Genomic DNA, 23355 nt, shown 5'->3' on the forward strand with positions numbered 1-23355 from the left:
GGTGGCACCCGTCTCTGAGCCCGTTCCGTCGGCCCGACCGCTCCGGGCCGACGGGCGGTGCACCGGCCGGGCGGCGCACGGGACCGCCCGGCCGGAGTCGGGAAGGGCGCGCTACGGCACCCGTTGGCCCTTGCCGAGGGCGATCACCCCGCCCCGGGAGACCGTGTACAGCTCCGCGTCCCGCTCCGGGTTGACGCCGATCGTGGCGCCCGGCGGCACCTGGACGTTCTTGTCCAGCACCGCCCCGCGCACCACCGCGCCCCGCCCGACGTGCACGTTGTCGTGCAGCACCGAGCCCTGCACCACCGCCCCCGGGTCCACCACGACCCCCGGTGACAGCACGGACCGCGTGACCTGGCCCCGGATCAGGCACCCCGCGCTGACGATCGACTCGCTGGCGATGCCGCCCGCGTTGAACCGGGCGGGCGAGAGCTGACCGGAGGAGGTGTAGATCGGCCACTGGCGGTTGTAGAGGTTGAAGGCGGGGCGCTCGGCGATCAGGTCCATGTGGGCGTCGTAGTAGGCGTCGAGGGTGCCCACGTCCCGCCAGTAGCCCTGGTCGCGGCTGGTCTCGCCGGGCACGTGGTTGTCGCTGAAGTCGTACAGCCCGGCCTCGCCCCGGCCGGTGAGCTGGGGCAGGATCGAACCGCCCATGTCGTGCGCGGAGTCGTCGTCCTCCGCGTCCCGGTGCAGTGCGTCGATCAGGGCCTTGGTGGTGAAGACGTAGTTGCCCATCGAGGCGAAGACGCACGCCGGGTCGTCGACCAGACCGGGCGGGTCGGCGGGCTTCTCCAGGAAGCTCTCGACCGTCCGGCCGTCCGGGCCGGGGGTGATCACGCCGAAGGACGCCGACTCGGTGCGCGGCACCCGGATGCCGGCCACGGTGACGCCCGCGCCGGACTCGATGTGCTGGGCGAGCATCTGGCGCGGGTCCATGCGGTAGACGTGGTCGGCGCCGAACACCGCGACGTACTCGGGCTGTTCGTCGTACACCAGGTTCAGCGACTGGAGGATCGCGTCGGCGCTGCCCAGGTACCAGCGGGGGCCGAGGCGCTGCTGGGCGGGGACCGGGGTGACGTAGTTGCCGAGCAGGCTGGACATCCGCCAGGTGGTGGTGACGTGCCGGTCCAGGGAGTGCGACTTGTACTGCGTCAGCACGCAGATGCGCAGGATGTCGCCGTTGACCAGGTTGGAGAGGACGAAGTCGACGAGGCGGTACGTGCCGCCGAACGTCACCGCGGGTTTGGCCCGGTCCGCGGTCAGGGGCATCAGCCGCTTGCCCTCACCGCCCGCCAGGACGACACCGAGCACCGAAGGACCTCCACGACGCATGGCCGCTCCCCTCCCACCCTCTACGCCAGTTGCTCCGTCACGCCTGATCACACCTGTTTCAGGACGTCCTCGTAGAGCCGGACCGTGCGGCGGGCCACCGCGTCCCACCCGAACTCGGCCACCGCCCGTTCCCGTCCCGCCTCGCCCATCCGGCGGGCGCTCTCCGGGTCGCCGACGACCGCGTCCAGGGCCCGCGCGAGCCCCGCCTCGAAATTGTCGTCCACGTCGACGAGTACCCCCGTTTCGCCGTCCGCCACGACCTCGGGGATGCCGCCGGTGCGCGAGGCCACGACGGGGGTGCCGCAGGCCATCGCCTCCAGGTTGACGATGCCGAGCGGCTCGTACACCGACGGGCAGACGAACACGGCGGCGTGGGTGAGGAGTTGCATCACCTCGGGCCGGGGCAGCATGCGCGGGATCCAGTGCACGCCGTCCCGCGCCCGGCTCAGCTCGTCGTACAGGTCGCGGAACTCCCGGTCGATCTCCGGCGTGTCGGGGGCGCCCGCGCACAGGACGACCTGCGCGGCGGGGTCGATGTCCCGTACCGCGCGCAGCAGATGGGGGACGCCCTTCTGGCGGGTGATGCGGCCGACGAAGAGCACGTACGGGCGTGAGCGGTCCAGGCCGACCCGGTCCAGGACGTCGGTGGCCGGGTCGGGCCGGTACAGCCGGGTGTCGATGCCGTTGTGCACGACGCGCACCCGGTCGGCGGGGAGCGCCGGGTAGCAGGTGAGGATGTCCTCGCGCATCGCGCCGGAGACGGCGATCACCGCGTCGGCCGACTCCACGGCGGTGCGCTCCGCCCAGCTCGACAGCGCGTAGCCGCCGCCGAGCTGCTCGGCCTTCCAGGGGCGCAGCGGCTCCAGGGAGTGGGCGGTCACCACGTGCGGGACGCCGTGCAGCAGCTTGGCGAGGTGGCCGCCGAGGTTGGCGTACCAGGTGTGGGAGTGGACCAGTTCGCGGCCGGCCAGGGCGTCGGTCATCGCGAGGTCCACGGAGAGGGTGCGCAGCGCGTCGTTGGCACCGTCCAGCGCGGACCAGGGGCGGTGGCGCCGCACCCCGGCCCCGTCGGCGCCCGACGGCTCGCCCCAGCAGTGCACGTCCAGGTCGACCAGCGCGGCCAGCTCCCGCGCGAGGAACTCCACATGGACGCCCGCGCCGCCGTACACGTCCGGCGGGTACTCCCGGGTCAGCAGTCCCACACGCACCCGGAACCTCCCGTCTCGGCGACTGGTCCCCTCATGGTCACCCAGCGGGGGCACGGGGGGAAGAGCGCGACGTGTGCGGCTGGGGCGGTGGGGGGATCGGGGCGGGGGCGAGGGCGGGGGATGCGGGGATCGGGGTGGGGGCGCGGGGCGGGGGATGCGGGGATCGGGGTGGGGCGCGGGGCGGGTGCGGGATCCGCTCGTACGGTGGGGGCCGGTGCGGCGGGTGCGGGGAGTGCTCGGGTGGCCGGGAAGGTGCCGGTGTCCGCTCGCAGGGCGCGGGCGGGGCGGCGGGATAGCCCACCCTGGGGAGGACCGGGAGGCGGCCGTACTCCATCGGCAGTATGACCCAAAGAGTGCTCAGGGCTGACGACGGGACGGGCCGCGCGCGGCAAGGTGGCTGGTATGAAAGCCGACTGTTCGCCGCGCCGGGCCGGGCCGACCGGGCCGGGCCGTCGCCTCACGCAGAGGAGCGGCCGATGAGCGCCCTCGCGCTGTCCGTGGTGCTGTCGCTCGTGTCCGCCGTCGCCTACGCGGGCGGGGCCATCGTCCAGGAGCAGGTCGCGCTGTCCTCCCCCGGCCGGCAGTACGCGCCGCTGCGCCGGCCCACCTGGTGGGCGGCGGTCGCACTGAACGGCCTGGGCGGCCTGCTGCACGTGGCGGCCCTCGCCTACGGCCCGCTCAGTCTGGTGCAGCCGCTGGGCGCGCTGACCATCGTCTTCGCCCTGCCCATGGCGGCGGTGTTCGTGCGGCGCCCGGCCGGTGCGACGGCCTGGCGGGGCGCGATGATGGCGACGGTGGGGCTGGCGGGCCTGCTGGCGCTGGTCGGATCGGCGGACTCGCGGTCGCTGGACACCGCGCAGCGGACGGTGCTGGCTCTGGTGACCGCCGGGGTGGTCGTGGCGCTGATGGCCGCCGCCCGGGCCGCCCACCGGCACCCGATGGCGCGCAGCATGCTGCTGGCGACCGCGTCCGGCGTCGCCTTCGGCATGTCGTCGGTGTTCACCAAGACGGTCGCGGTCGACTGGACCGGTGGCGTGTCCATGGCCGACTTGCCGTCCCTGGCGGTGATCGGCGTACTGGCCACGGCCGGCATGGTGCTGTCCCAGGCGTCCTACCGTGGCGCGGGTCTGGCCGCCCCGCTGGCCACGCTGACGGTGGTGAACCCGGTGGCGGCCGCGGCGGTCGGCATCACGATGTTCGGCGAGACCTTCCGGTACGGCACGACCGGCACCGTGCTCGCCCTGGGCTGCGGGGTGGTGGCCGCGGGCGGCCTGATCCTGCTGACGACGGAGCGGATCGCGCTCACGGAACGGCGGGCGTCGGCAGCCGCCGGGGCGACGCCGTCCACCGGTGAGGTACCGGCGCAGGGCACGCCGTCGTCCGGGCACGCGACGCGCGAGGGTGCTGTCCTGACCGGGGCGAAAGCACCGTCGGCGGAGCAGGACCAGGACCAGGACCAGGACCAGCCACGGAACCAGGTCCAAGCGCGGGAACGGGTACGGGAACAGGACCGGAACCGGGAACCGGCGCGGGACCGGAAGCAGGGACAGGACCGGAAGCAGGTCGCCCTGCCCGCCCCGGCGCCGTCCCCGGCCGCGGAGACCGCGCCGGCGGAGGAGACGTACTCGGACGACGGGATACGCGAGGCGGCCGGAACCGCAGCCGCCGCCGTTCCGGTCCTGGCCCACGTCTGCGGCTACGGCGTCTTCACCGACCTCCCCTGCACCCTGTCGGCCGTACCGGGCCGGCACGGCGTCAGATGCTGACCCCGCCGGCCCGCAGATAGGCGACCGGGTCGACATCCGTGCCGAAGCCGGGCCCGGTCCGCACCTCGAAATGGAGGTGCGGGCCCGTGCTGTTGCCGGTGGACCCGGAACGGCCGATGCGCTGGCCGGCGCCCACGCTCTGCCCGTCCTTCACGGAGATCGCGGACAGGTGCGCGTACTGGCTGTACCGGCCGTCGGCGTGCCGGACGACCACCTGGTAGCCGAAGGAGCCTTCCCAGCCGGCGCTGACCACCTGGCCCGCGGCGACCGACTTGACCGACGTGCCGGTGGGCACGGGGAAGTCGACGCCCGTGTGGTAGCCCTGCGACCAGGAGGAACCCGTCTGGTGGTACGGCGTGCCGGTGGCGGCGTCGACGGGGGCCACCAGGGAGTGCCCGGTGGTCGCCTTGTTCGTGCCGCGCTCCGAGGAGGACTTCTTCTTCGGCTTGACCGTCGCGGTCTTGCGCTCGGCTTTGCGCTCGGTCTTACGCTCGGCCTTGCGCTTGTTCTCGGCCTTGTTCTCGGCCTTGTTCTCGGACGCCTTGCCGGTCAGCGTCAGCCGCTGGCCCGGCAGTATCATGTCGGGGTCTTCTCCGACCTCGCTGCGATTGGCGTCGTAGAGCTTCTGCCAGCCGCCCCGCACCCGCTGGGCGTCCGCGATACCGGACAGCGTGTCGCCGGAGATGACGGTGTACATCTGGGACCGCCCGGCACGGGACTGCGGAGTGCTCTGCGGCCGCACATCCACCGCGGCGCTCTTCTCGCCGCTCTTCTTGCCGCTTTTCCCGTCGCTCTTCTTGCCGCTCTTCTGCTTCTGCCGCTCGCTCTCGGCGTTCTTCTCGGCGCCGCCGGCCGGGTGGATGTCGGGTGCGTCGCCGCCGCGTGTCAGCCCGGCCCGGGCCGAGCAGACCGGCCAGGCACCGGGGCCCTGCCCGTCCAGTACCTTCTCCGCCACGGCGATCTGCTGGTCCCGGGTGGCCAGATCCGCGCGCGGTGCGTACCGTGTGCCGCCGAACGCCTCCCATGTGGACTGGGTGAACTGCAGTCCGCCGTAGAAGCCGTTGCCGGTGTTGATGTCCCAGTTGCCGGTGGACTCGCAGGCGGCCACCTTCTCCCAGGTGTCGAGGTCGGCCGCGTGCACGGTGCCGGTGCCGATGAGCGGGAGCGCTATCCCGGCCCCACCCGCGGTGACGGTCAGTGAGGCGCGGTTGATCCTGTTCGGCTGATACCGGCGGTGCCGACCGCGTACGGCCATGGAGATCCCCCTCGACACGGAGTCAGGAGCAACGAAGGCGAGCATTGAGAACCGGCCATGACGATACGGCCCCCGGTCGCCCCGCGAGGCGGAATGGCGAGGAACCGGCGGTTGTTGGCCGGATGAGGCACGTGTCCGATGAGCCGTCGGCCCCCTCCCGTGCGTACCGGTGTGTGCGTCGGCCGCGGAGGTGCGGCCGGCATACCGGCACGTCAGGATGGTCGGGCAGCGGCCGTAGGCTGACGGGCACGACCGGCACCACCGGCACCACCGGCACTCGGGTCACTAGGAGCCAACGTAATGAGCACTACAGCGCAGATCGGCGTCACGGGTCTCGCGGTCATGGGCCGCAACCTCGCCCGTAACTTCGCCCGCAACGGTTACACCGTCGCCCTGCACAACCGGACGGCGTCGAAGACGCACGCGCTGGTGGAGGAGTTCGGGAGCGAGGGGGACTTCGTCGCCACCGAGACCGCCAAGGAGTTCGTGGCGGCGCTGGAACGGCCGCGGCGTCTGGTGATCATGGTGAAGGCCGGTGACCCGACCGACGCGGTGATCCAGGAGTTCGCCCCGCTCCTGGAGCCGGGCGACATGATCATCGACGGCGGCAACGCGCACTTCGCGGACACCCGGCGCCGCGAGCGCGAACTGCGCGAGCAGGGCATCCACTTCGTCGGCATGGGCGTCTCGGGCGGGGAGGAGGGCGCGCTCAACGGCCCCAGCATCATGCCCGGCGGGCCCTCCGAGTCGTACGACTCCCTGGGCCCGATGCTGGAGAAGATCTCGGCGAAGGCGGCGGACGGCGCCCCCTGCGTGACGCACGTCGGTCCGGACGGCGCCGGGCACTTCGTCAAGATGGTGCACAACGGCATCGAGTACGCCGACATGCAGCTGATCGGCGAGGCGTACCAGTTGCTGCGCGATGTCGCCGGCTACTCCCCCGCGCGGATCGCGGAGATCTTCCGCACCTGGAACACCGGTCGGCTCGACTCGTACCTGATCGAGATCACCGCCGAGGTGCTCTCGCACGTGGACGCGGCGACGGGTGAGCCGTTCGTGGACGTGGTGGTCGACCAGGCGGAGCAGAAGGGCACCGGCCGCTGGACGGTGCAGATCGCCCTCGACCTCGGTGTTCCGGTCTCGGGCATCGCGGAGGCGGTCTTCGCCCGCTCGCTGTCCGGGCACGCGGCGCTGCGCGCGGCGTCCCGCGGGCTGGCGGGCCCGAAGCCGTCGCCGCTGCCGGAGTCGGAGGCGGCGGCCTTCGCCGACCGGGTGGAGCAGGCCCTGTACGCGTCGAAGATCGTGTCGTACACGCAGGGCTTCCACGAGATCGCCGCGGGCAGCGAGGAGTACGGCTGGGACATCGACCTGGGCGCGGTCTCGGCGCTGTGGCGGGGCGGCTGCATCATCCGCGCGGCCTTCCTGGACCGCATCCGCGCCGCGTACGACGCCCGGCCGGACCTGCCGAGCCTGCTGTCGGACGAGACGTTCGCACGGGAGATCGCCGAGGCGCAGGACGACTGGCGCGAGGTACTGGTCGCCGCGACCCGGCAGGGAGTGCCGACCCCCGGCTTCGCCGCCGCCCTCGCCTACTACGACGCCCTGCGCGCCGAGCGCCTGCCCGCCGCCCTCACCCAGGGCCAGCGGGACTTCTTCGGCGCGCACACCTACCGGCGCACCGACCGGGACGGCTCGTTCCACACGCTGTGGGGCGGGGACCGGTCGGAGGTGGCCGGCTAGATCGTCGTGTCACCGGGGCCGCGGGCCGTCGGCGTGCCGCCCGTGGGCGGCGTCAGCTCAGCGGCGGTCCCGGCTCCGGGTTCGGCACGGGTTCCGGTCCCGGCGGGATCGGCGACGGTGAGGGCTCCGGCGGGCCGGGGTGCGGGGGCGGTGGGGTCGGCTGCGGTCCCGGGCCCGGGGGCGTCGGCTGCGGTCCCGGACCCGGAGGCTGGGGGGTCGGCCCAGGCCCTGGTCCCGGGCCGGGGCCGGGCGGCGGCTCGGGGGGCGGGACCGGGTCCGGGTACGGCTGCGGCGGCTCGGGGTCCGGGCCCGGCGTCGGTCCCGGCGGGACGGGGTCCGGATACGGGTTCGTCATGGCGGGTGTCCTCCGGCCAGTAGGTCTGCGTCGGCTCTGGACTACTCCCCCGCCTACCCGAGGGCCGCTCCGCCACTCACTCCCCCGTATGAACGGCAAGGCCCAGGTGGGCCCGCCGCGCGCGAAGACGCGGCCGGGCCCCTCAGAACCGTCCGGGGTGCGCCTCCAGCCAGTCCTTCGCCGCGCGCAGCAGCTCCGGGTCGGCCGCCGGCGCCTCGTCGGGGTGGCGCTCGGCCCACTTGACGACGTACGGGCACAGCGGGGCGACGGTGACGCCCTCGCGCAGTGCGAGGGCGTACAGCTCACGGGCGAGCGAGCCCGCGATGCCCTGTCCCTCGTGGGCCGGCTCGACGATGGTGTGCACCGGGACCAGGGCGCGGCCGGGAGCGTCGAGCACGAAGTACTCGATCCGGCCGACGACCTCGTCGCCGGCCACCGCCTCCAGGCGGCCCGCCGCCCGGTCGTCACGGATCTCGATGTCGCTCACGGCCACGCTCCCTGTCCTCGGTCCTCGGTCCTCGGTCCTCGCCGCGCCCGCCGCGTCAGCCCGACACGGCCTGCGGGCTGCGCTCCTGGTCCGAGCCCGGTACCGGCTCGGACGGGTCCGCGCCCAGGGCGACGACGCGGTTGTCGCGGTCCACGTGCACGACCCGCGGTTTCAGCGCCCGCGCCTCGGCGTCGGTGACCTGAGCGTAACTGATGATGATCACGAGATCGCCGGGGTGCACGAGATGAGCGGCAGCCCCGTTGATCCCGACCACACCGGAGCCGCGCTCGCCCTCGATGACGTAGGTCTCCAGCCGGGCACCGTTGGTGATGTCGACGATGTGCACCAGCTCACCGGGCAGCAGATCGGCGGCGTCCAGCAGATCGGCGTCGATGGTGACCGATCCGACGTAGTGCAGGTCGGCCTGGGTGACGGTGGCGCGGTGGATCTTGGACTTGAACATGGTGCGCAGCATGTCGGACTCCCGGAAGACGGCTCCCTGCCTGCTTCGTGCAGGTCAAGGGCGTTGTTCACTGTACACCGGCGCTCCTCGGCCCTGAGGATTCGCAGAGCACCGGTGATCTCGGCGACGAATGTCTCGTGGCCCCGGCCGGTGCCGTTGGGTTTCAGGTCGTGGGAGTGGCCGTCTCCTTTGGCGGCGGGTCGTCCGTGACGCGGAAGCGGTTGATGGCCTCGATGTGCCGGGCCCGTGTCTCCTCGTCGCGTACGCCCAGGCCCTCCTCGGGGGCGAGGCAGAGCACGCCGACCTTGCCCTGGTGGAGGTTGCGGTGGACGTCGTAGGCGGCCTGGCCGGTGTCTTCGAGGGCGTACACCTTGGAGAGGGTCGGGTGGATCCGGCCCTTGGCGATCAGCCGGTTGGCCTCCCAGGCCTCGCGGTAGTTGGCGAAGTGGGAGCCGATGATCCGCTTCAGCGACATCCACAGGTAGCGGTTGTCGTAGGTGTGCTCGTAGCCGGAGGTCGACGCGCAGGTGACGATCGTGCCGCCCTTGCGGGTGACGTAGACGGAGGCGCCGAAGGTCTCGCGGCCGGGGTGTTCGAAGACGATGTCGACGTCCTCACCGCCCGTCAGCTCGCGGATGCGCCCGCCGAACCGCTTCCACTCCTTCGGGTCCTGGGTGTGGGCGTCCTGCCAGAAGCGGAAGTCCTCGGCGTCGCGGTCGATGACGGCCTCGGCGCCCATCCTCCTGCATATCTCGGCCTTCTGCGGCGAGGAGACCACGCAGACCGGTGTGGCGCCGCCGGCGAGGACGAGTTGCGTGGCGTACGAGCCGAGGCCGCCGCTCGCGCCCCAGACCAGGACGTTGTCGCCCTGCTTCATCCGGGCGCCGTTGCGGGAGACCAGTTGGCGGTAGGCGGTGGAGTTGACCAGGCCGGGAGCGGCGGCCTCCTCCCAGCTCAGGTGCGCGGGCTTGGGCATGAGCTGGTTGGACTTCACCAGCGCGATCTCCGCCAGGCCGCCGAAGTTGGTCTCGAAGCCCCAGATGCGCTGCTCGGGGTCGAGCATGGTGTCGCCGTGGCCGTCGGCGGACTCCAGTTCCACACTGAGGCAGTGCGCGACGACCTCGTCGCCGGGCTTCCAGGCGTTGACGCCCGGACCGGTGCGCAGCACCACGCCCGCCAGGTCCGACCCCAGGACGTGGTAGGGCAGGTCGTGCCGGCGGGCCGACGCGCTGAGCCTGCCGTAGCGCTCCAGGAAGCGGAACGTCGGCAGTGGTTCGAAGACGGCCGACCACACGGTGTTGTAGTTGACCGAGGAGGCCATCACGGCCACCAGCGCCTCACCGGGGCCGGGCGACGGGGTCGGCACTTCCGCCAGGTGGAGCGACTTCCGCGGGTCCTTGTCGGCCGAGTCCACCCCCTCGAAGAGGTCGGTCTCGTCCTTGCGGGTGACGATGCCGCGGAAGGAATCGGGAATCCGGACACCGGCCCAGTCCTGCCGGGTGACGTCCTCGGAAAGGAGTGCGCTGGTCATGTCTTCCACGTACCGCACCCTAAAGTGACGAGGTCAGCGCGGGAACCCCAGATTCTCGCGCCCCGTGAGGGGTACCCCCCTTACCCCGTCGTCGGGCCCTGCGCCGTGGGGTGAGGGGTGTCCGGGGGCACGGCCGTCGCGGCGTGCCCCGCGATCAGTCCGATGATCGGCGCCTGGTGCGCCGACAGGTAGAAGTGGCCGCCGTCGAAGACCTGGAGCGTGAACGGACCCTCGGTGTGCTCGGCCCAGGCCCGCGCCTCGTCCGGGGTCACCTCGGGATCGTCGTCACCGATCAGGCACACCACCGGGCACCGCAGCTTCGGCCCCGGCTCGTACCGGTAGGTCTCGATGGCCCGGTAGTCGGCGCGGATCGCCGGCAGCACCATCCGCTGCACCTCCGGATCGGTGAGGAGGCCCGCGTCCGTGCCGTTCAGCCGGCGTATCTCCGCGAGGACGCCCTGGTCGTCCCGCAGGTGCACGGTCCCCGTCCGGACGCGGGACGGTGCCCGCCGGGCGGAGACGAACAGGCCCGCCAGGACGATGCCGTGGTCGTTCTCCAGCCGGCGCGCGATCTCGAAGCCGAGGGTCGCTCCGAGGCTGTGCCCGAAGAAGAGCAGCGGCCGGTCCGCCCAGGGCAGCAGTTCCGCCACCGCCTTGTCGGCCAGCTCGGCGATGCTGGTCGCACAGGGCTCGGCGCGCCGGTCCTGCCGGCCCGGGTACTGCAGGGCCAGGACGTCGACGGCGGGCGGCATCGCCGCCGAGACCGGGTGGTAGAAGGAGGCGGAGCCGCCGGCGTGGGGCAGGCAGACCAGCCGGACGCGACTGTCGGGACGGGGGTGATAGCGGCGGATCCACGCACTGTTCCGCTCGGTCGGGCCGGTCATGTCGCTCAAAGTCCCTTCCACGGGCAACCACGGAGCACGCTGGGAACACTTCCATGCAGCGCGTCACGATCCACGTCACAGTCTCTCTGTGCGTGAGCGGCGTTCACACCCCTGTTCGTCCCCCTCAGCCGGTCACCCGAGGTCGACCCACACCTTGCCGGACGCGGTGGCCGCCGCGGCGAACGCCTCGTCGACGTCGTCCAGGGGGTAGCCGTCGCTGACCACCGCGCCCAGGGGGGACGATGACGGTGAGTTCAGCGCGCCGACGGTCCGGGCGAAGTCCCCGGGGTGGTCGTAGACCATGCTGCCGATGAGGGTGACCTGCCCGGCCACCAGGTCACGGGGAGAGAGGTCGAGCGGTGCGGTGCCGAGGCCGATCAGTACGGCGGTGCCGTGCGGGGCGAGGCGGCGCAACCCTTGCTCGACGGCTCCGGGGGCGCCGGAGGTCTCGAAGAGGTACGGGACGGTCTCACCGTCCGGCGGCGCCGGCCGCGCGCCCAGGGAACAAGCCCGGTCGAGACGGGCCGCGTTGGGCTCCTGGACGTACACCGTCACCCCGTGCTCGACCAGTGCCCGGCACAGCAGCAGGCCCTGCGAGCCGGCACCGGTCACGAGGCAGGAGAGGCCAGGGGTGATGCCCGAGCGGCGCAGCGCCGCCCATGCCACGGTCGCCGGCTCCACACAGACCAGGTCCTCCAGCGGCAGGTCCGGGGCGACCGGCCACACGAACTCCGCCGGCGCCACCACGTACTCGCTCAGCAGCCCCGGCACGGTCAGCCCGACCGCGGCCCGGCCGGCACAGGCCGACGTCCGTCCCTCCCGGCACGGCGGGCACGTCAGACAGCAGTAGTCCGGCTCGATGACCACGTCCTGACCGACCGTCAGTCCCTCGACGCCGGCGCCGGTCCCGGCCACGCGGCCGGCGCCCTCGTGGCCCAGGATCCACGGCCGGCGCGGCGGGGGCCGCCGTCCCGCGTACACCGCGAGGTCGGAGCCGCACAGGCCGGTGCCGCGCATCCTGATCAGTACCTCTCCGGTACCGCACTCGGGGTCCGGCACGGAGGTCACGGACAGCACGCCGGGCTCCGTCAGCACGGCGGCTCTCAAAGGACCGCCTTCTCGTCGCGGCGGCGCATCGTCGGCGGGCGCATGCGCGAAGCCTGCCACAGGTGCTCGGCCCGGCGGTAGACCGCACCGATGTTCTTGCGCCATTCTTTTCCGGCGGCGGCCAAATGTCCCTGCACAACAGCGGTTTCGGCCTGTGGGCGGGCTCGTGGAACGCGTACGCTGTGCCAGGCAATCAGCACCGTGTGTACCGCGAAAGAGGAGCATTTCGATATGTCGGACAGCACCCTGGTCTCGGAAGTGGACCAGAGCTTGTACGCGCTTTCCCCCGAGGGACAGGCATTGCTGTTCACCGAGGCGAAGACGGCCTATGGCTTCCGTGACGAGCCGGTCGGGGACGACCGGCTCCAGGCCATCTACGAACTCTTCAAGTGGGCTCCGACCTCGGCGAATATCAACCCGCTGCGGATCCTCTACGTCCGCACCGAGGACGGCAAGCGCCGGCTCCTCGACTGCGTGGCACCGCCCAACCGGGAGCAGACCGCGTCGGCCCCGGTCACCGCGGTGCTGGCGGCGGACACGCAGTTCGCGGAGTACGTCCCCTTCCTGGCTCCGTCCAACCCCCAGCTCCGGGCGATGCTGGAGTCCAACGAGGCCCTGCGGGTGACCCAGATGGACCTCAACTCCAGGCTCCAGGCCGGTTACTTCGTGCTGGCCGTGCGGGCCGCGGGCCTGGCCGCGGGCCCGATGGGCGGCTTCAACGCGGGCGCCGTCGACGAGGAGTTCTTCCCCGACGGCCGGTGGAAGTCGGTCCTGCTGGTCAACATCGGCCACCCGGCCGAGAACGCGTTCCGCGAGCGGGGGGCGCGGCTGTCCTACGAGCAAGCCGTGCAACTGGCCTGACGGAGGATCAGCTCGGCACGACGCCGACATTCCGGGGGAACGGGGCACTCGGCGCGAGCGTCCCGTTTCCCCGCCGCGCCCGGCCCGCGCGCGAAGCCGAAGCGGTCCGTGACGTACGACTCACTCGCTTGACATTGCGACGCGCGGCGATTTATCCATGATTCGGAGAGTTGCCCCCACCCATTCGGTGTCCCCCGCCCACTCGACGTCCCCCCACGTATTCGGTGCGCGCCCATCGGCGCCTTGACCGCACACCGCCACCACAAAAGACACCGGTTTTTACCTGTCTTTTTCCTCCATCATTCTCGCCGTGACGTGAAACGTCACGGCCTGTCGTCTGCCCGTACGTCAAGCAGTTTGAGCGGCGGTGTTCCCTTCGCCCGGCCGCACAACACTAGGGAATGTCGGGAGCTGGCATGTCATTAAGTTTTTTGGAATGCCGCGATTCCACGGCCGCCGTCACCGGCCGACGTGATCTGGTCGAGCGCGAGGCCGCGCTGACCGCGCTGCGCGCGTCGTTGGCGGACGCCGTCGGCGGCAGAGGACGGCTGGTCGTCGTCGAGGGACCGCTCGGCAGCGGCAAGAGCAGACTGCTCCACGAGTTCCTCGAAACCCTGGATCCCGGCGCCGCGCGCGTCCTGCGGGCCACCGCGTCGCTGCGCGAAGAGGCGCTGCCGTTCGGCGTGCTGACCCAGCTCTCCCACGGCCTGGCCATCCCGCCGGCCCGCCGGGAGGCGTTCCGCGCCCTGCTCGCCGCGGCGGTCGAGCACGCCCTCCTCCACGGCGGCACCGCCCCTGACACCCAGGACGCCGCGGACCCCCGGATCGCGGACGCGTTCCAGAAACTCACCGTGGAACTGGCCCACTTGGCCGAAAACTCCCCCCTGGTGATCTGTGTCGACAACGCCCACTACGTGGACGCCCCTTCCTTGCACTTCCTCGCGGGCGTCGTGGCGTGGCTGCCCTCCACCCGCATCCTGGTGCTGGTCACCGACGACCCGACCATGCGCCGGCCGCGCTCACCGCTGCTCGGCGGGCTCGCACCGAGCCCGCACGTCCACCGCGTCCCGCTGGCCCCGCTCAGCCGCACCGCCGTGCACAGCCTCGCCACCCGGCTCCTCGGACCGCGCACCGCCACCCCCCGGCTCACCGCCGACCTGTACGCCGTCAGCGGCGGCAACCCGCTGGCCGTACGTGCTCTGATCATCGACCAGCAGGCGGGCGGCACCGGCCACCCGGAAGGGTACGGACAGGCCCTCCTCGACCTCATGGCCCACGCCCGGCCGCCGATACCGGCCGTGGTCCGCTCCCTCGCCGTGCTCGGCGGAGCCCCGGAGCCGGCCGACGTGGCCCCGCTGGCCGGGCAGGACACCAAGACCACCCGCTGGGCCCTGCGGGCCCTGGCCGACGCGGGCATGCTGAGCACCGACGCACGCGGGCCGGGCGCCCACGCGGGCCCGCCCGGTACCGGTGCCATGGTGCCGGCGGCCCAGGCCGCGGCACCGGCGGGCGCCGAACGGTACGCGTTCCGGCATCCGGCCGGTGCCGCCGCCGTCCTGGACAACCTGCCCGCCGCCGACCGGACCGCGCTGCACCACGCCGCCGCGGAACTGCTGCGGGAGAACGGCGCCTCGGCGCTCATGGTCGCCCGGCAGCTGACGAGCGCCGGGGACGCGGGCATTGACAACGGTGTCGACGTCCTTCTCACCGCCTCCCAGGAGGCACTGGCGGCCGGCGACACCGGCACCGCCCTCGGCTGCCTCGGTCTCGCCCGGCGCACCCGGACCGACGGCACCACCGCCGCCCGCGTCCGGACCCGGCTCAGCCGCCTGGAACGGCAGTTGAAACCGCAGGCCGCCGTCCGCCACCTCCGCCCCCAGCTCGACGACTTCCACGCCGGCCGCCTGGACCGGCGGGGCGTCTCCGACCTCGTCCTCGGTCTCGCCGACACCGGCGCCCTGCACGACCTGACCGCCCTGCTCGACGTCCTGCGCACCCGGTACCGGCAGGACACCGGGCCCGGCCCCGGCACCGAGGACATCCGCTCCCTGACCAGCTGGGCGGCGATGGCCTACCCCCTCCACACCGGCCTGCGCAGACTCGCCCACTCCGTCGCCGCGGCCACCCCCGCGGCCGTCCCCTGCCACGACCCGTGGCTGCCCTCCGCGGTCGCCCTGTCCGACGACTACGTCGACGGGCGCGACGACCAGCTGGTCCGGCGTGCCGAACTGCTGTTGAGCACCTACCACCTCGACCACGACTCGCTGTGGAACGTGGAGTCCGGGGTGCTGGCCCTGCGCGGCCTCTGCCACGCGGGCCGGCTGGACGAGGTGGTCGCCTGGTGCGAGAAACTGGAGGCCGAGACCGCCGCGCACCACGCCGTCGCCTCGCAGGCCCGGTTCCTCGCCGTGCGCGTCGAGGCCCACCTGCGGCGCGGCGACCTCACCCGCGCCCGCGACCTGGCCGCCCACGCCCTGTCCCTCGTCCCGCCGCAGGGCTGGGGGGTCGGCCTCGCCGGCGTGCTGGCCTGCGCCGTCCTGGCCGCCACCCGCTCCGGAGACCTGGCGGCGGCCGAGAAGTACGTGGCGCTGCCGCTGCCCGAACACGCCCTGCACAGCCGCCACGGCGCCGCCTACCTGCACGCCCGCGGCCACTACCGGCTCGCCACCCACCATCCGCAGGCCGCGCTCGCCGACTTCCTCGCCTGCGGCCGCTTCGCCGAGACCTGGGGCAGGCCCGGTGCCGACGTGGTCCCCTGGCGCCTCAGCGCGGCCGAGGCCTGGCTCGCCCAGAACGACCAGGAACAGGCCAAACGCCTGGTACGCGAACAGCTCGCCCGGCTGCTCCCCGGCCCCTCCCGGGAACGCGGGCAGAGCCTGCGCACCCTGGCCGCGGTGAGCCGGGTCACCCGCCGCCCGCAACTGCTCACCGAGGCCGTCGACATGCTCAAGGAGAGCGGCGACGACTACGAACTCACCCGCGCCCTCATCGACCTCAGCGCCGCCTTCCGGGACGCCGGCGACCAGCGCAACGCCCGCCGGGTGGCGCACCGGGCCTGGCACCTCGCCAAGCAGACCGGCACCGAACACCTGTGCCGCGAGGCCGCCCTCGACCCGGCCGGCTCCGAGGCCGCGCCCGCCGCCGCCGACGCGGAGGAACGCCCCGACGGCGTCTCCTCGCTGACCCGGCAGGAACGCAAGATCGCGGCGCTGGCCTCCAAGGGGTACACCAACCGGGAGATCGCCGCGAAGCTGTACATCACGGCCAGTACCGTCGAGCAGCACCTCACCCGCGTCTTCCGCAAGGTCAACGTCAAACGGCGCCAGGACCTGCCCTACCTGCTGTGACCGGCCGGCCGGTCAGCCCCGCACGGAACGCGTCGACCAGCGCCGCCAGTTCACGTGCGGTGCGGGCCGGGCCGTAGACGTGGTGGTCCGGGCGCACCAGCAGGTACCGCGCCCGAGCCGCCCGCAGCAGCGGCAGATACACACCGTCGACGTCCACGGCGGCGTCCGGGGCCCCGTCCGCCACCAGGTGCACGATCCGGGTGCCGAGCCCGGTGAGGAAGGCGAGCCGCGGTCCGTCGAGTGCCGCCGCCGGAGCGGCCGACCCCAGCAGCACCGGACCGGTGCCGGCCACCTCGTCGAAGTACCCGGTGACACCTCCCAGCCGCACCCGGCCCTGCGGCACCACCTCCCCGGCCGGCGGCACCGGTTCCGCGCCGGCCCCGGTGTACAGCAGCCCGGACCGCAGCGGCGCGCCGGCGCCGCCGCCCCGGCCGGTGTCCGCGCCCGCCAGCAGCGCGGCGTCCCTGGCCGCCGCCGCGGCCGGGTCGGTCACGCAGAGCACCTTGCCCAGCCGCACCGCCGTGCCGATCGCCTCCCGCACATGTCCGGCGCGCTCGGGGCCGTACGTGTCCAGCAGTTCCGCACCGGCGTCACCGCTCAGCACCAGGTCCAGTTTCCACGACAGGTTCAGCGCGTCCCGGATGCCCGCGCACATGCCCTGGCCGGTGAACGGCGGCATCAGGTGGGCCGCGTCCCCCGCGAGCAGCACCCGGCCGCGCCGCCACTGTTCGGCCCAGGCCGCCTGGAAGCGGTAGACGGCGTGCCGCCGCAGGGTGGCGTTGGCCGGAGTCACGTCGAACGGCGCCAGCAGCCGCCACGCCGTCTCCTCCCGGTTCAGCTCGGCCACGCTCTCGCCGGGCAGCCGCATGAACTCCCAGCGTCTGCGGCCGGGTCCGCTGCCCACCGCCGTCGTCGGCCGCGCGGGATCGCAGTACTGCACGTTGAGCGGCGAGAACTCCCTCGGCACGTCCAGCGTCACGTCACACAGCAGCCAGTCGTAGGAGAAGCCCAGGTCGTTCCACCGCACCCCCAGCCGCTCCCGTACGAAACTGTTGGCGCCGTCGCAGCCGACGACCCACGACGCCGTCCACCGCCGCTCCCGCCCCGCCGCGTCGGCCGCCGTCACCTCCACCCGGTCCCCGTCGTCGGACAGTTCCGTCACCGTGCACCCGCGCACCACCTCGATCCCCGGCAGCCGCCGCGCGCGGGCGGACAGTGCCTCCTCCAGGGCGGGCTGGTGCATGGTCGTCGTCTCCGGCCAGCCGTGCGCGCCCCGCCGCGCCAGCTCGACGCGGAGCAGCGACGCGCCGTCGGCGGTGCGCCAGTCGTAGGCGTCGGCCGGCAGTCCGATCTCCGCGAACGCGTCGCCCACCCCCAGCGCCGCCAGGGTCCTGGCCGTCTCGCCGTCGAAACTGGTCGCCCGCGGCAGCGTGTAGGGGGCTTCCCACCGCTCGACCACCGTCACGCGCCGGCCCCGCTCGGCCAGCAGCAGTGACAACACCTGACCCACGGGCCCGTACCCGACGATCAGGACATCCGCCCGCGACGTGCGCATCGGCCCCTCCCTCCGGAAGTGCGGCGAACCTACCAACGGCGTTCCGCCGCGCACCGCGCGGGAAGCCCCACGGATCACAAGTAAGGGGAGTTGAGGGGGTGATTCAGGGGATCCCCGACGCCCGGCACGGGTGAAGCTGGACGTGGCCGAAGCCGCCGCAGCGGCACGCGTACCTCAGCCAACGGGAGTGTGGAGTCAGCATGCTGCGTGCCGAGTTGATCCGCCCGGTCCACGAACTCCTCACCGAACAGAGCAGGCGCTTCGGCGACCGGACCGCCTACCTCGACGCCCGGCGCGCCGTCAGCTACGCCGGTCTGGAGGCCCGTACCCGCCGCCTCGCCGGGCACCTCGCCGGACTGGGCCTGCTGCCCGGCGACCGGGTGGCGATGTTCCTCGGCAACCGGGTCGAGACGGTGGAGAGCTACTTCGCGGTCGTCCGCGCCGGCGGCATCGGCGTCCCGGTCAACCCGCACCTCTCCGCCGCCGAGCTGGAGCACCTGCTCACCGTCAGCGGCAGCCGCGTCGTCATCACCGACGCCGCCCATGTGCCCGCGGTGCGCCGGCTGGCCCCCCGCACCGGCCCGCTGACCCTGATCGTGGTGGACGGCGACGGACCCGTGCCCGCCGGGTGCCTCGGCTACGAGCACTTCGCCACCACCGAGCCCGCCACCGGGGCCCGCGACGACCAGGGGCTCGACGACGTCGCCTGGATGCTCTTCACCTCCGGCACCACCAGCAGCCCCAAGGGCGTCCTCGCCACCCAGCGCAACTGCCTGTGGTCGGTCGCCGCCGCCTACGTCCCCGCGCTCGGCCTCACCGCCGAGGACCGGGTGCTGTGGCCGCTGCCGCTGTTCCACAGCCTGTCCCACATCGTCTGCGTGCTGGCCGTGACGGCCGTCGGAGCCACCGCCCGCATCACCGACGGCCACTCCGCCGACGACGTACTCGACCTGTGGGAACAGGACCGGTCCACGGTCATCGCCGGTGTCCCCACGCTCTACCACTATCTCGTCCGCGCCGCGCGGGCCCCCGGTTTCACCGCGCCCCCGCTGCGGGTCGGCCTGGTCGGCGGCGCCGTCTTCACCGCCGCGCTGCGCCGTTCCGTCGAGGAGACCTTCGACGCCCCCCTCATCGACGCCTACGGCTCCACCGAGACCTCCGGTTCCATCGCCATCAACTGGCCGACCGGCGCCCGCGTCGAAGGCTCCTGCGGCCTTCCCGTGCCGGGCCTCGCGCTGCGGGTCGTCGACCACCGCACCGGCCTCGACGTACCCGACGGCACCGAGGGCGAGGTCTGGGTGCGCGGCCCGAACATCATGGCCGGCTACCACGACCAGCCCGACGCCACCGCCGAGGCGCTGCGCGACGGCTGGTTCCACACCGGTGACCTCGCCGTCCGCGACCGCGCCGGCTACCTGACCGTCACCGGACGGCTCAAGGAACTCATCATCCGCGCCGGGGAGAACATCCACCCCGGCGAGGTGGAGGACGTGCTGCGCCAGGTTCCCGGCGTCGCCGACGCCGCCGTGGCCGGCAAGCCGCACGACGTCTTCGGTGAAGTGCCGGTCGCCTTCGTCGTCCCCGCCCCCGGCGGCTTCGACCCGGCCCAGGCGCTCGCCCTGTGCCGCGAGCGGCTCTCGTACTTCAAGGTCCCCGAGGAGCTGTACGAGATCGAGCGCGTCCCGCGCACAGCCACCGGCAAGGTCACCCGGCACCGGCTCCTGGACGGTCCCGCCCGGCTCCGCGCGGTCGGCAACGCCCACCACGACACCCTTTTCCGCGTCCACTGGGTTCCCCAGCCGTCCGCGCCCGCGCCGGCCGGCGGCCACTGGACGCTCCTCGGTGACCCCGGCGCCGCCCTCGCCGACCGCCTCCGGGCCTCCGGCATCGACCTGACCGGCGACACGCCCTCCGTGGCCCTGCTGCCGGCCACCGCGGGCACGAGCGTCGACGACTTCCTGCGTACGGCCGAACCCTGGCTCACGTCCGCCGACCCGGCCGGCCCCCGGCTGGTCGTGCTCACCCGCGGCGCCGTGGCCACCCACCCGGGCGAGACGGTGCGGGACCTCGGCCAGGCGGCGCTGTGGGGCCTGGTCCGCGCCCTCCAGGCCGCCCACCCCGGCCGTGTCGCCGTGGTGGATCTTGATGCCGTGGACCTGGCCGACGCGGACGACGCGGGCGCGGCCGCCCTGGCCGCCACGGTGGCGTCCGGTGCACCGCAGAGCGCCGTCCGCGACGGTGTCGTCCTGCTGCCCCGGCTGGAACGCGTGACCCTCGACGCCGCGACGGACCCGGCCGCGCAGCCCGATCACGCCTTCGACCGCGCGGGCACCGTCGTCGTCACCGGAGCCGACACCCGGCGCGGCGCGGCGATCGCCCGCCACCTCGCCACCGCCCACGGCGCCCGCAGCCTGCTGCTGATCACCCCGCCCGGACAGGGCGCCGGAGCGGCCGGTCTGCGCGCCTGGCTCACCCGGCAGGGCACGGAGGTCCGGCTCGCGGAGGCCGACCTCGACGACCGCGCGAAACTCAGGCGAGCGCTGGCCAAGGCTCCCTCTCCCCTTACCCTGGTCGTCCACGCCTGGGACGCCGTGGACGAGCCCTCCGAGACCCGCGTGGCCGCCGAGGTCCGCACCCTGCACGACCTCACCCGCGACGCCGCCCTCACCGCCTTCGTACTGTCCTCTTCGACCAAGGGCCTGCTGGGCGCGGCCGGCGAGACCACCGAGGCCGCTTCGGCCGCCTTCCTCGACGCCTACGCCCAGAACCTGCGCGTCGAGGGTGTACCGGCCCGGTCCCTTGCCTGGGGCCCCTGGGAGGGTGAGGGTGACACGGCGGGCGGTGCGGGGAGCGGTGTGCTCACCGAGCAGGAGGCGATGGCCGCCCTGGACGCCGCCCTCACCGTGGACGAGGCCCAGCTCGTCGTGATGAAGCTCGACCCGTCCGCCGCTCCCGGCTCACCTCTCCTGCACGACCTGATCGACGTGCCGGTCCGGACCGCCACCGCCGACGAGGCCGTCACGAACGCCCTGCGCGAGCGCCTCGCCGGCGTCGCGGACGCCGACCGCGACCGGCTCCTCACCGACCTGGTCCGCGACCAGCTCGCCGACCTGCTCGGCCTGACCGGCAGGCAGGCCGTCCAGCCCGGACGCCCCTTCACCGACCTGGGCCTGACCTCGGTCACCGTGGTCGAACTGCGCAACCGCCTCACCGAGGCCACCGGACTCCGCCTCCCCGCCACCTCCGCCTTCGACCATCCCACCCCGCAGGCCCTGGCCGGCCTGCTGCGCCGTGAACTGTCCGGCGGCACCACCCCGGCGGGCACCGCCCCGGCCGGGGTGGTGGCGCGCACGGCCGACGACCCCGTCGTCATCGTGGGCATGGCCTGCCGCCTGCCGGGCGGTGTCACCTCCCCGGAGGACCTGTGGGAGCTGGTGGCGGCCGGCGGCGAGGGGACAGGTCCCTTCCCGACGGACCGGGGCTGGGACCTGGACCACCTCTTCGACCCGGACCCCGACCACGCCGGCACCAGTTACGTCCGCGAGGGCGGTTTCCTGCGCGACGCGGGCGACTTCGACGCGGGTTTCTTCGGCATCTCCCCGCGCGAGGCCCTGGCCATGGACCCGCAGCAGCGGCTCATGCTGGAGACGTCCTGGGAGGCGTTCGAACGGGCCGGCATCGACCCGACCGCCCTGCGCGGCAAGGACATCGGCGTCTTCACCGGAATGATGCACCAGAACTACGGTGCCGGCGCCACCGGCGATCTCGAAGGCCACCTCATGACCGGGACGACGGCCAGCGTGGCGTCGGGCCGCGTGTCCTACGTACTCGGCTTCGAAGGCCCCGCGGTGACGGTGGACACGGCATGCTCGTCGTCGCTGGTCGCCCTGCACCTGGCCGCCCAGGCCCTGCGCGCCGGGGAGTGCTCGATGGCGCTCGCCGGCGGTGTGACGGTGATGTCCGGACCCGAATCGTTCGTGGAGTTCTCCCGGCAGCGGGGCCTGGCTCCGGACGGCCGCTGCAAGTCCTTCGCCGCGGCGGCGGACGGCACGGGCTGGGCCGAGGGCGTGGGCGTACTGGTCCTGGAGCGCCTGTCGGACGCGGAACGGCTGGGGCACCGGGTACTGGCGGTGGTGCGCGGCAGCGCGGTCAACCAGGACGGCGCCTCCAACGGCCTCACCGCCCCCAACGGCCCCTCCCAGCAGCGTGTCATCCGGCGGGCGCTGAGCAGCGCCGGGCTGACCGGCGCCGACGTGGACGTGGTCGAGGCGCACGGCACCGGCACGGCACTGGGCGATCCGATCGAGGCGCAGGCGCTACTGGCCACGTACGGGCAGGATCGTGAACGGCCCCTGTGGCTGGGCTCGCTGAAGTCGAACATCGGGCACGCGCAGGCGGCTGCGGGCGTGGCCGGCGTCATCAAGATGGTCATGGCGATGCGGCGTGGCGTGTTGCCGCGGACCTTGCATGTGGATGCGCCGTCGTCACAGGTGGACTGGTCGGCGGGTGCGGTGGAACTGCTGACCGAGGAACAGGAATGGCCGGAGACAGGACGCCCCAGGCGGGCAGGAGTGTCGGGCTTCGGCGTCAGCGGCACCAACGCCCACGTGATCCTGGAACACACCCCCGAACCCGCCGACACCCCCGGCCCGTCCTCCTCCCACGGCCCCCTCCCCCTGCTGATCTCCGGAGCCGACGACCAAGGCACCCGCGCCCAGGCACGACAACTCGCCGGCTTCCTCCAACACCGGCCCGACACCGACCTGAGCCGGCTCGCCGGACTTCTGGCCCACACACGCGCCGCCCTGCCCAACCGTGCCGTGGTGGTGGCCGAAAACCGGGCCGAAGCACTGGCCGGACTGAAAGCCGTAGCCGAAGGCACCGGAAGCAACCGGGCAGACGTGCAAGGACGAGTGGCCTTCGTCTTCCCCGGCCAAGGCACCCAATGGACCGGCATGGGCGCCGAACTCGCCGACACCTCCCCCGTCTTCGCCCAGACACTCGAAGAATGCGCAGCCGTGATGGACGAGCTGACCGGCTGGTCCCTCCTCGACGCCATCCACGGACACATGCCCCTGAACCGCGTCGACATCATCCAGCCCATGACCTTCGCCGTCATGATCGGCCTGGCCCGCATCTGGCAAACAGCAGGCGTCAAACCATCAGCCGTCATCGGACACTCCCAGGGCGAGATCGCGGCAGCCCACGTCGCAGGCGCCCTCTCCCTCACCGACGCCACCAAAATCGTCGTCCGACGCAGCCAGGCCATCGCCGCCCACCTCTCCGGCCACGGCGCCATGATGTCCCTCGCCTGCACCCCGACCCAAGCCCAGGAACTCACCGCCCCCTACCACCACCGCATCCAGACAGCCGCCCTCAACGGACCCACCTCCGTCGTCGTCGCAGGCCAACCACAAGCCCTCACCGAACTCGCCACCACCTGCGACCAGAACGGCATCCGCAC

15 protein-coding genes are annotated in these 23355 nt (G+C 73.1%); 5 read left to right on the plus strand and 10 right to left on the minus strand.

Translation table 11 applies throughout. The features are described 5' to 3' along the window. Positions 1-111: 111 nt before the first annotated feature. Both glgC and glgA read right to left on the minus strand, forming a co-directional pair. Positions 112-1332, minus strand: a complete 1221-nt coding sequence (gene glgC / locus ACIQR3_RS07315; RefSeq protein WP_403535367.1) for a glucose-1-phosphate adenylyltransferase — start codon at positions 1330-1332, stop codon at positions 112-114. 47 nt (positions 1333-1379) lie between these two features. Beyond that, positions 1380-2540 carry a glycogen synthase gene (gene glgA, locus ACIQR3_RS07320; RefSeq protein WP_403535370.1) on the minus strand — a complete coding sequence of 387 codons (1161 nt, stop codon included), beginning with the start codon at positions 2538-2540 and terminating at the stop codon, positions 1380-1382. Positions 2541-3016: 476 nt separating this feature from the next. Here glgA and ACIQR3_RS07325 point away from each other — a divergent pair, with 476 nt between their 5' ends. Beyond that, the gene (locus ACIQR3_RS07325; protein WP_403535373.1) at positions 3017-4306 is read left to right on the plus strand and encodes a DMT family transporter; all 1290 of its coding nucleotides are present in this window, start codon (positions 3017-3019) and stop codon (positions 4304-4306) included. Here ACIQR3_RS07325 and ACIQR3_RS07330 read toward each other — a convergent pair. Continuing rightward, on the minus strand, positions 4296-5561 hold the full coding sequence (locus ACIQR3_RS07330; RefSeq protein WP_403535376.1) for a transglycosylase family protein: 1266 nt from the start codon (positions 5559-5561) through the stop codon (positions 4296-4298). The genes ACIQR3_RS07325 and ACIQR3_RS07330 overlap by 11 nt on opposite strands. Positions 5562-5861: 300 nt before the next feature. Here ACIQR3_RS07330 and gndA point away from each other — a divergent pair, with 300 nt between their 5' ends. Continuing rightward, the gene (gndA, locus tag ACIQR3_RS07335; RefSeq protein ID WP_215167246.1) at positions 5862-7301 is read left to right on the plus strand and encodes an NADP-dependent phosphogluconate dehydrogenase; all 1440 of its coding nucleotides are present in this window, start codon (positions 5862-5864) and stop codon (positions 7299-7301) included. Positions 7302-7798: 497 nt separating this feature from the next. On the opposite strand, the gene ACIQR3_RS07340 is transcribed toward gndA, so the two are convergent. The 6 genes from ACIQR3_RS07340 to ACIQR3_RS07365 all read right to left on the minus strand — a co-directional run bounded on the left by ACIQR3_RS07340 (position 7799) and on the right by ACIQR3_RS07365 (position 12373). Continuing rightward, positions 7799-8143 (minus strand): GNAT family N-acetyltransferase, encoded by a 345-nt coding sequence (locus tag ACIQR3_RS07340; protein ID WP_403535380.1) that lies wholly within the window; start codon positions 8141-8143, stop codon positions 7799-7801. Positions 8144-8198: 55 nt separating this feature from the next. Beyond that, positions 8199-8618, minus strand: a complete 420-nt coding sequence (gene panD / locus ACIQR3_RS07345; protein WP_403535382.1) for an aspartate 1-decarboxylase — start codon at positions 8616-8618, stop codon at positions 8199-8201. 151 nt (positions 8619-8769) lie between these two features. Next, positions 8770-10137 carry a crotonyl-CoA carboxylase/reductase gene (ccrA, locus tag ACIQR3_RS07350; protein WP_403535385.1) on the minus strand — a complete coding sequence of 456 codons (1368 nt, stop codon included), beginning with the start codon at positions 10135-10137 and terminating at the stop codon, positions 8770-8772. Positions 10138-10217: 80 nt separating this feature from the next. Further along, positions 10218-11021: a thioesterase II family protein gene (locus tag ACIQR3_RS07355; protein ID WP_403535388.1), complete on the minus strand. Its 804-nt coding sequence runs from the start codon at positions 11019-11021 to the stop codon at positions 10218-10220. 132 nt (positions 11022-11153) lie between these two features. Further along, positions 11154-12098, minus strand: coding sequence for a zinc-binding dehydrogenase (locus tag ACIQR3_RS07360; protein ID WP_403535390.1), 945 nt, complete (start codon positions 12096-12098; stop codon positions 11154-11156). A 26-nt stretch (positions 12099-12124) separates the two neighbouring features. Beyond that, complete coding sequence (locus ACIQR3_RS07365; RefSeq protein ID WP_403535392.1) at positions 12125-12373, minus strand: hypothetical protein; 249 nt, start codon at positions 12371-12373, stop codon at positions 12125-12127. Here ACIQR3_RS07365 and ACIQR3_RS07370 point away from each other — a divergent pair. After that, a complete protein-coding gene (locus ACIQR3_RS07370; protein ID WP_403535395.1) occupies positions 12360-12989 on the plus strand; it encodes a malonic semialdehyde reductase in 630 nt (209 codons plus the stop codon). The two genes, ACIQR3_RS07365 and ACIQR3_RS07370, sit on opposite strands and share 14 nt — an antisense overlap. Before the next feature lie 431 nt (positions 12990-13420). Next, on the plus strand, positions 13421-16336 hold the full coding sequence (locus ACIQR3_RS07375) for an AAA family ATPase (RefSeq protein ID WP_403535397.1): 2916 nt from the start codon (positions 13421-13423) through the stop codon (positions 16334-16336). Here the strand turns inward: ACIQR3_RS07375 and ACIQR3_RS07380 are convergent. Next, on the minus strand, positions 16302-17891 hold the full coding sequence (locus ACIQR3_RS07380; RefSeq protein ID WP_403535400.1) for a bifunctional 3-(3-hydroxy-phenyl)propionate/3-hydroxycinnamic acid hydroxylase: 1590 nt from the start codon (positions 17889-17891) through the stop codon (positions 16302-16304). The genes ACIQR3_RS07375 and ACIQR3_RS07380 overlap by 35 nt on opposite strands. A gap of 200 nt (positions 17892-18091) precedes the next feature. On the opposite strand from ACIQR3_RS07380, the gene ACIQR3_RS07385 reads away from it, so the two are divergent. Further along, positions 18092-23355: beta-ketoacyl synthase N-terminal-like domain-containing protein (locus ACIQR3_RS07385; RefSeq protein WP_403535403.1), on the plus strand; the 5264-nt coding region annotated here is incomplete at its 3' end.

Source organism: Streptomyces sp. NPDC090994, from assembly GCF_044768905.1.
Taxonomy (GTDB): Bacteria; Actinomycetota; Actinomycetes; order Streptomycetales; family Streptomycetaceae; genus Streptomyces.

Bases quoted from the DNA above. Each gene is read 5' to 3' on its own strand.
- ACIQR3_RS07355 (WP_403535388.1), bottom strand. From the start codon at position 11,021: ATGACCGGCCCGACCGAGCGGAACAGTGCGTGGATCCGCCGCTATCAC.
- glgC (WP_403535367.1), bottom strand. From the start codon at position 1,332: ATGCGTCGTGGAGGTCCTTCGGTGCTCGGTGTCGTCCTGGCGGGCGGT.
- ACIQR3_RS07325 (WP_403535373.1), top strand. From the start codon at position 3,017: ATGAGCGCCCTCGCGCTGTCCGTGGTGCTGTCGCTCGTGTCCGCCGTC.
- panD (WP_403535382.1), bottom strand. From the start codon at position 8,618: ATGCTGCGCACCATGTTCAAGTCCAAGATCCACCGCGCCACCGTCACC.
- ccrA (WP_403535385.1), bottom strand. From the start codon at position 10,137: ATGACCAGCGCACTCCTTTCCGAGGACGTCACCCGGCAGGACTGGGCC.
- ACIQR3_RS07330 (WP_403535376.1), bottom strand. From the start codon at position 5,561: ATGGCCGTACGCGGTCGGCACCGCCGGTATCAGCCGAACAGGATCAAC.
- ACIQR3_RS07380 (WP_403535400.1), bottom strand. From the start codon at position 17,891: ATGCGCACGTCGCGGGCGGATGTCCTGATCGTCGGGTACGGGCCCGTG.
- ACIQR3_RS07370 (WP_403535395.1), top strand. From the start codon at position 12,360: ATGTCGGACAGCACCCTGGTCTCGGAAGTGGACCAGAGCTTGTACGCG.
- gndA (WP_215167246.1), top strand. From the start codon at position 5,862: ATGAGCACTACAGCGCAGATCGGCGTCACGGGTCTCGCGGTCATGGGC.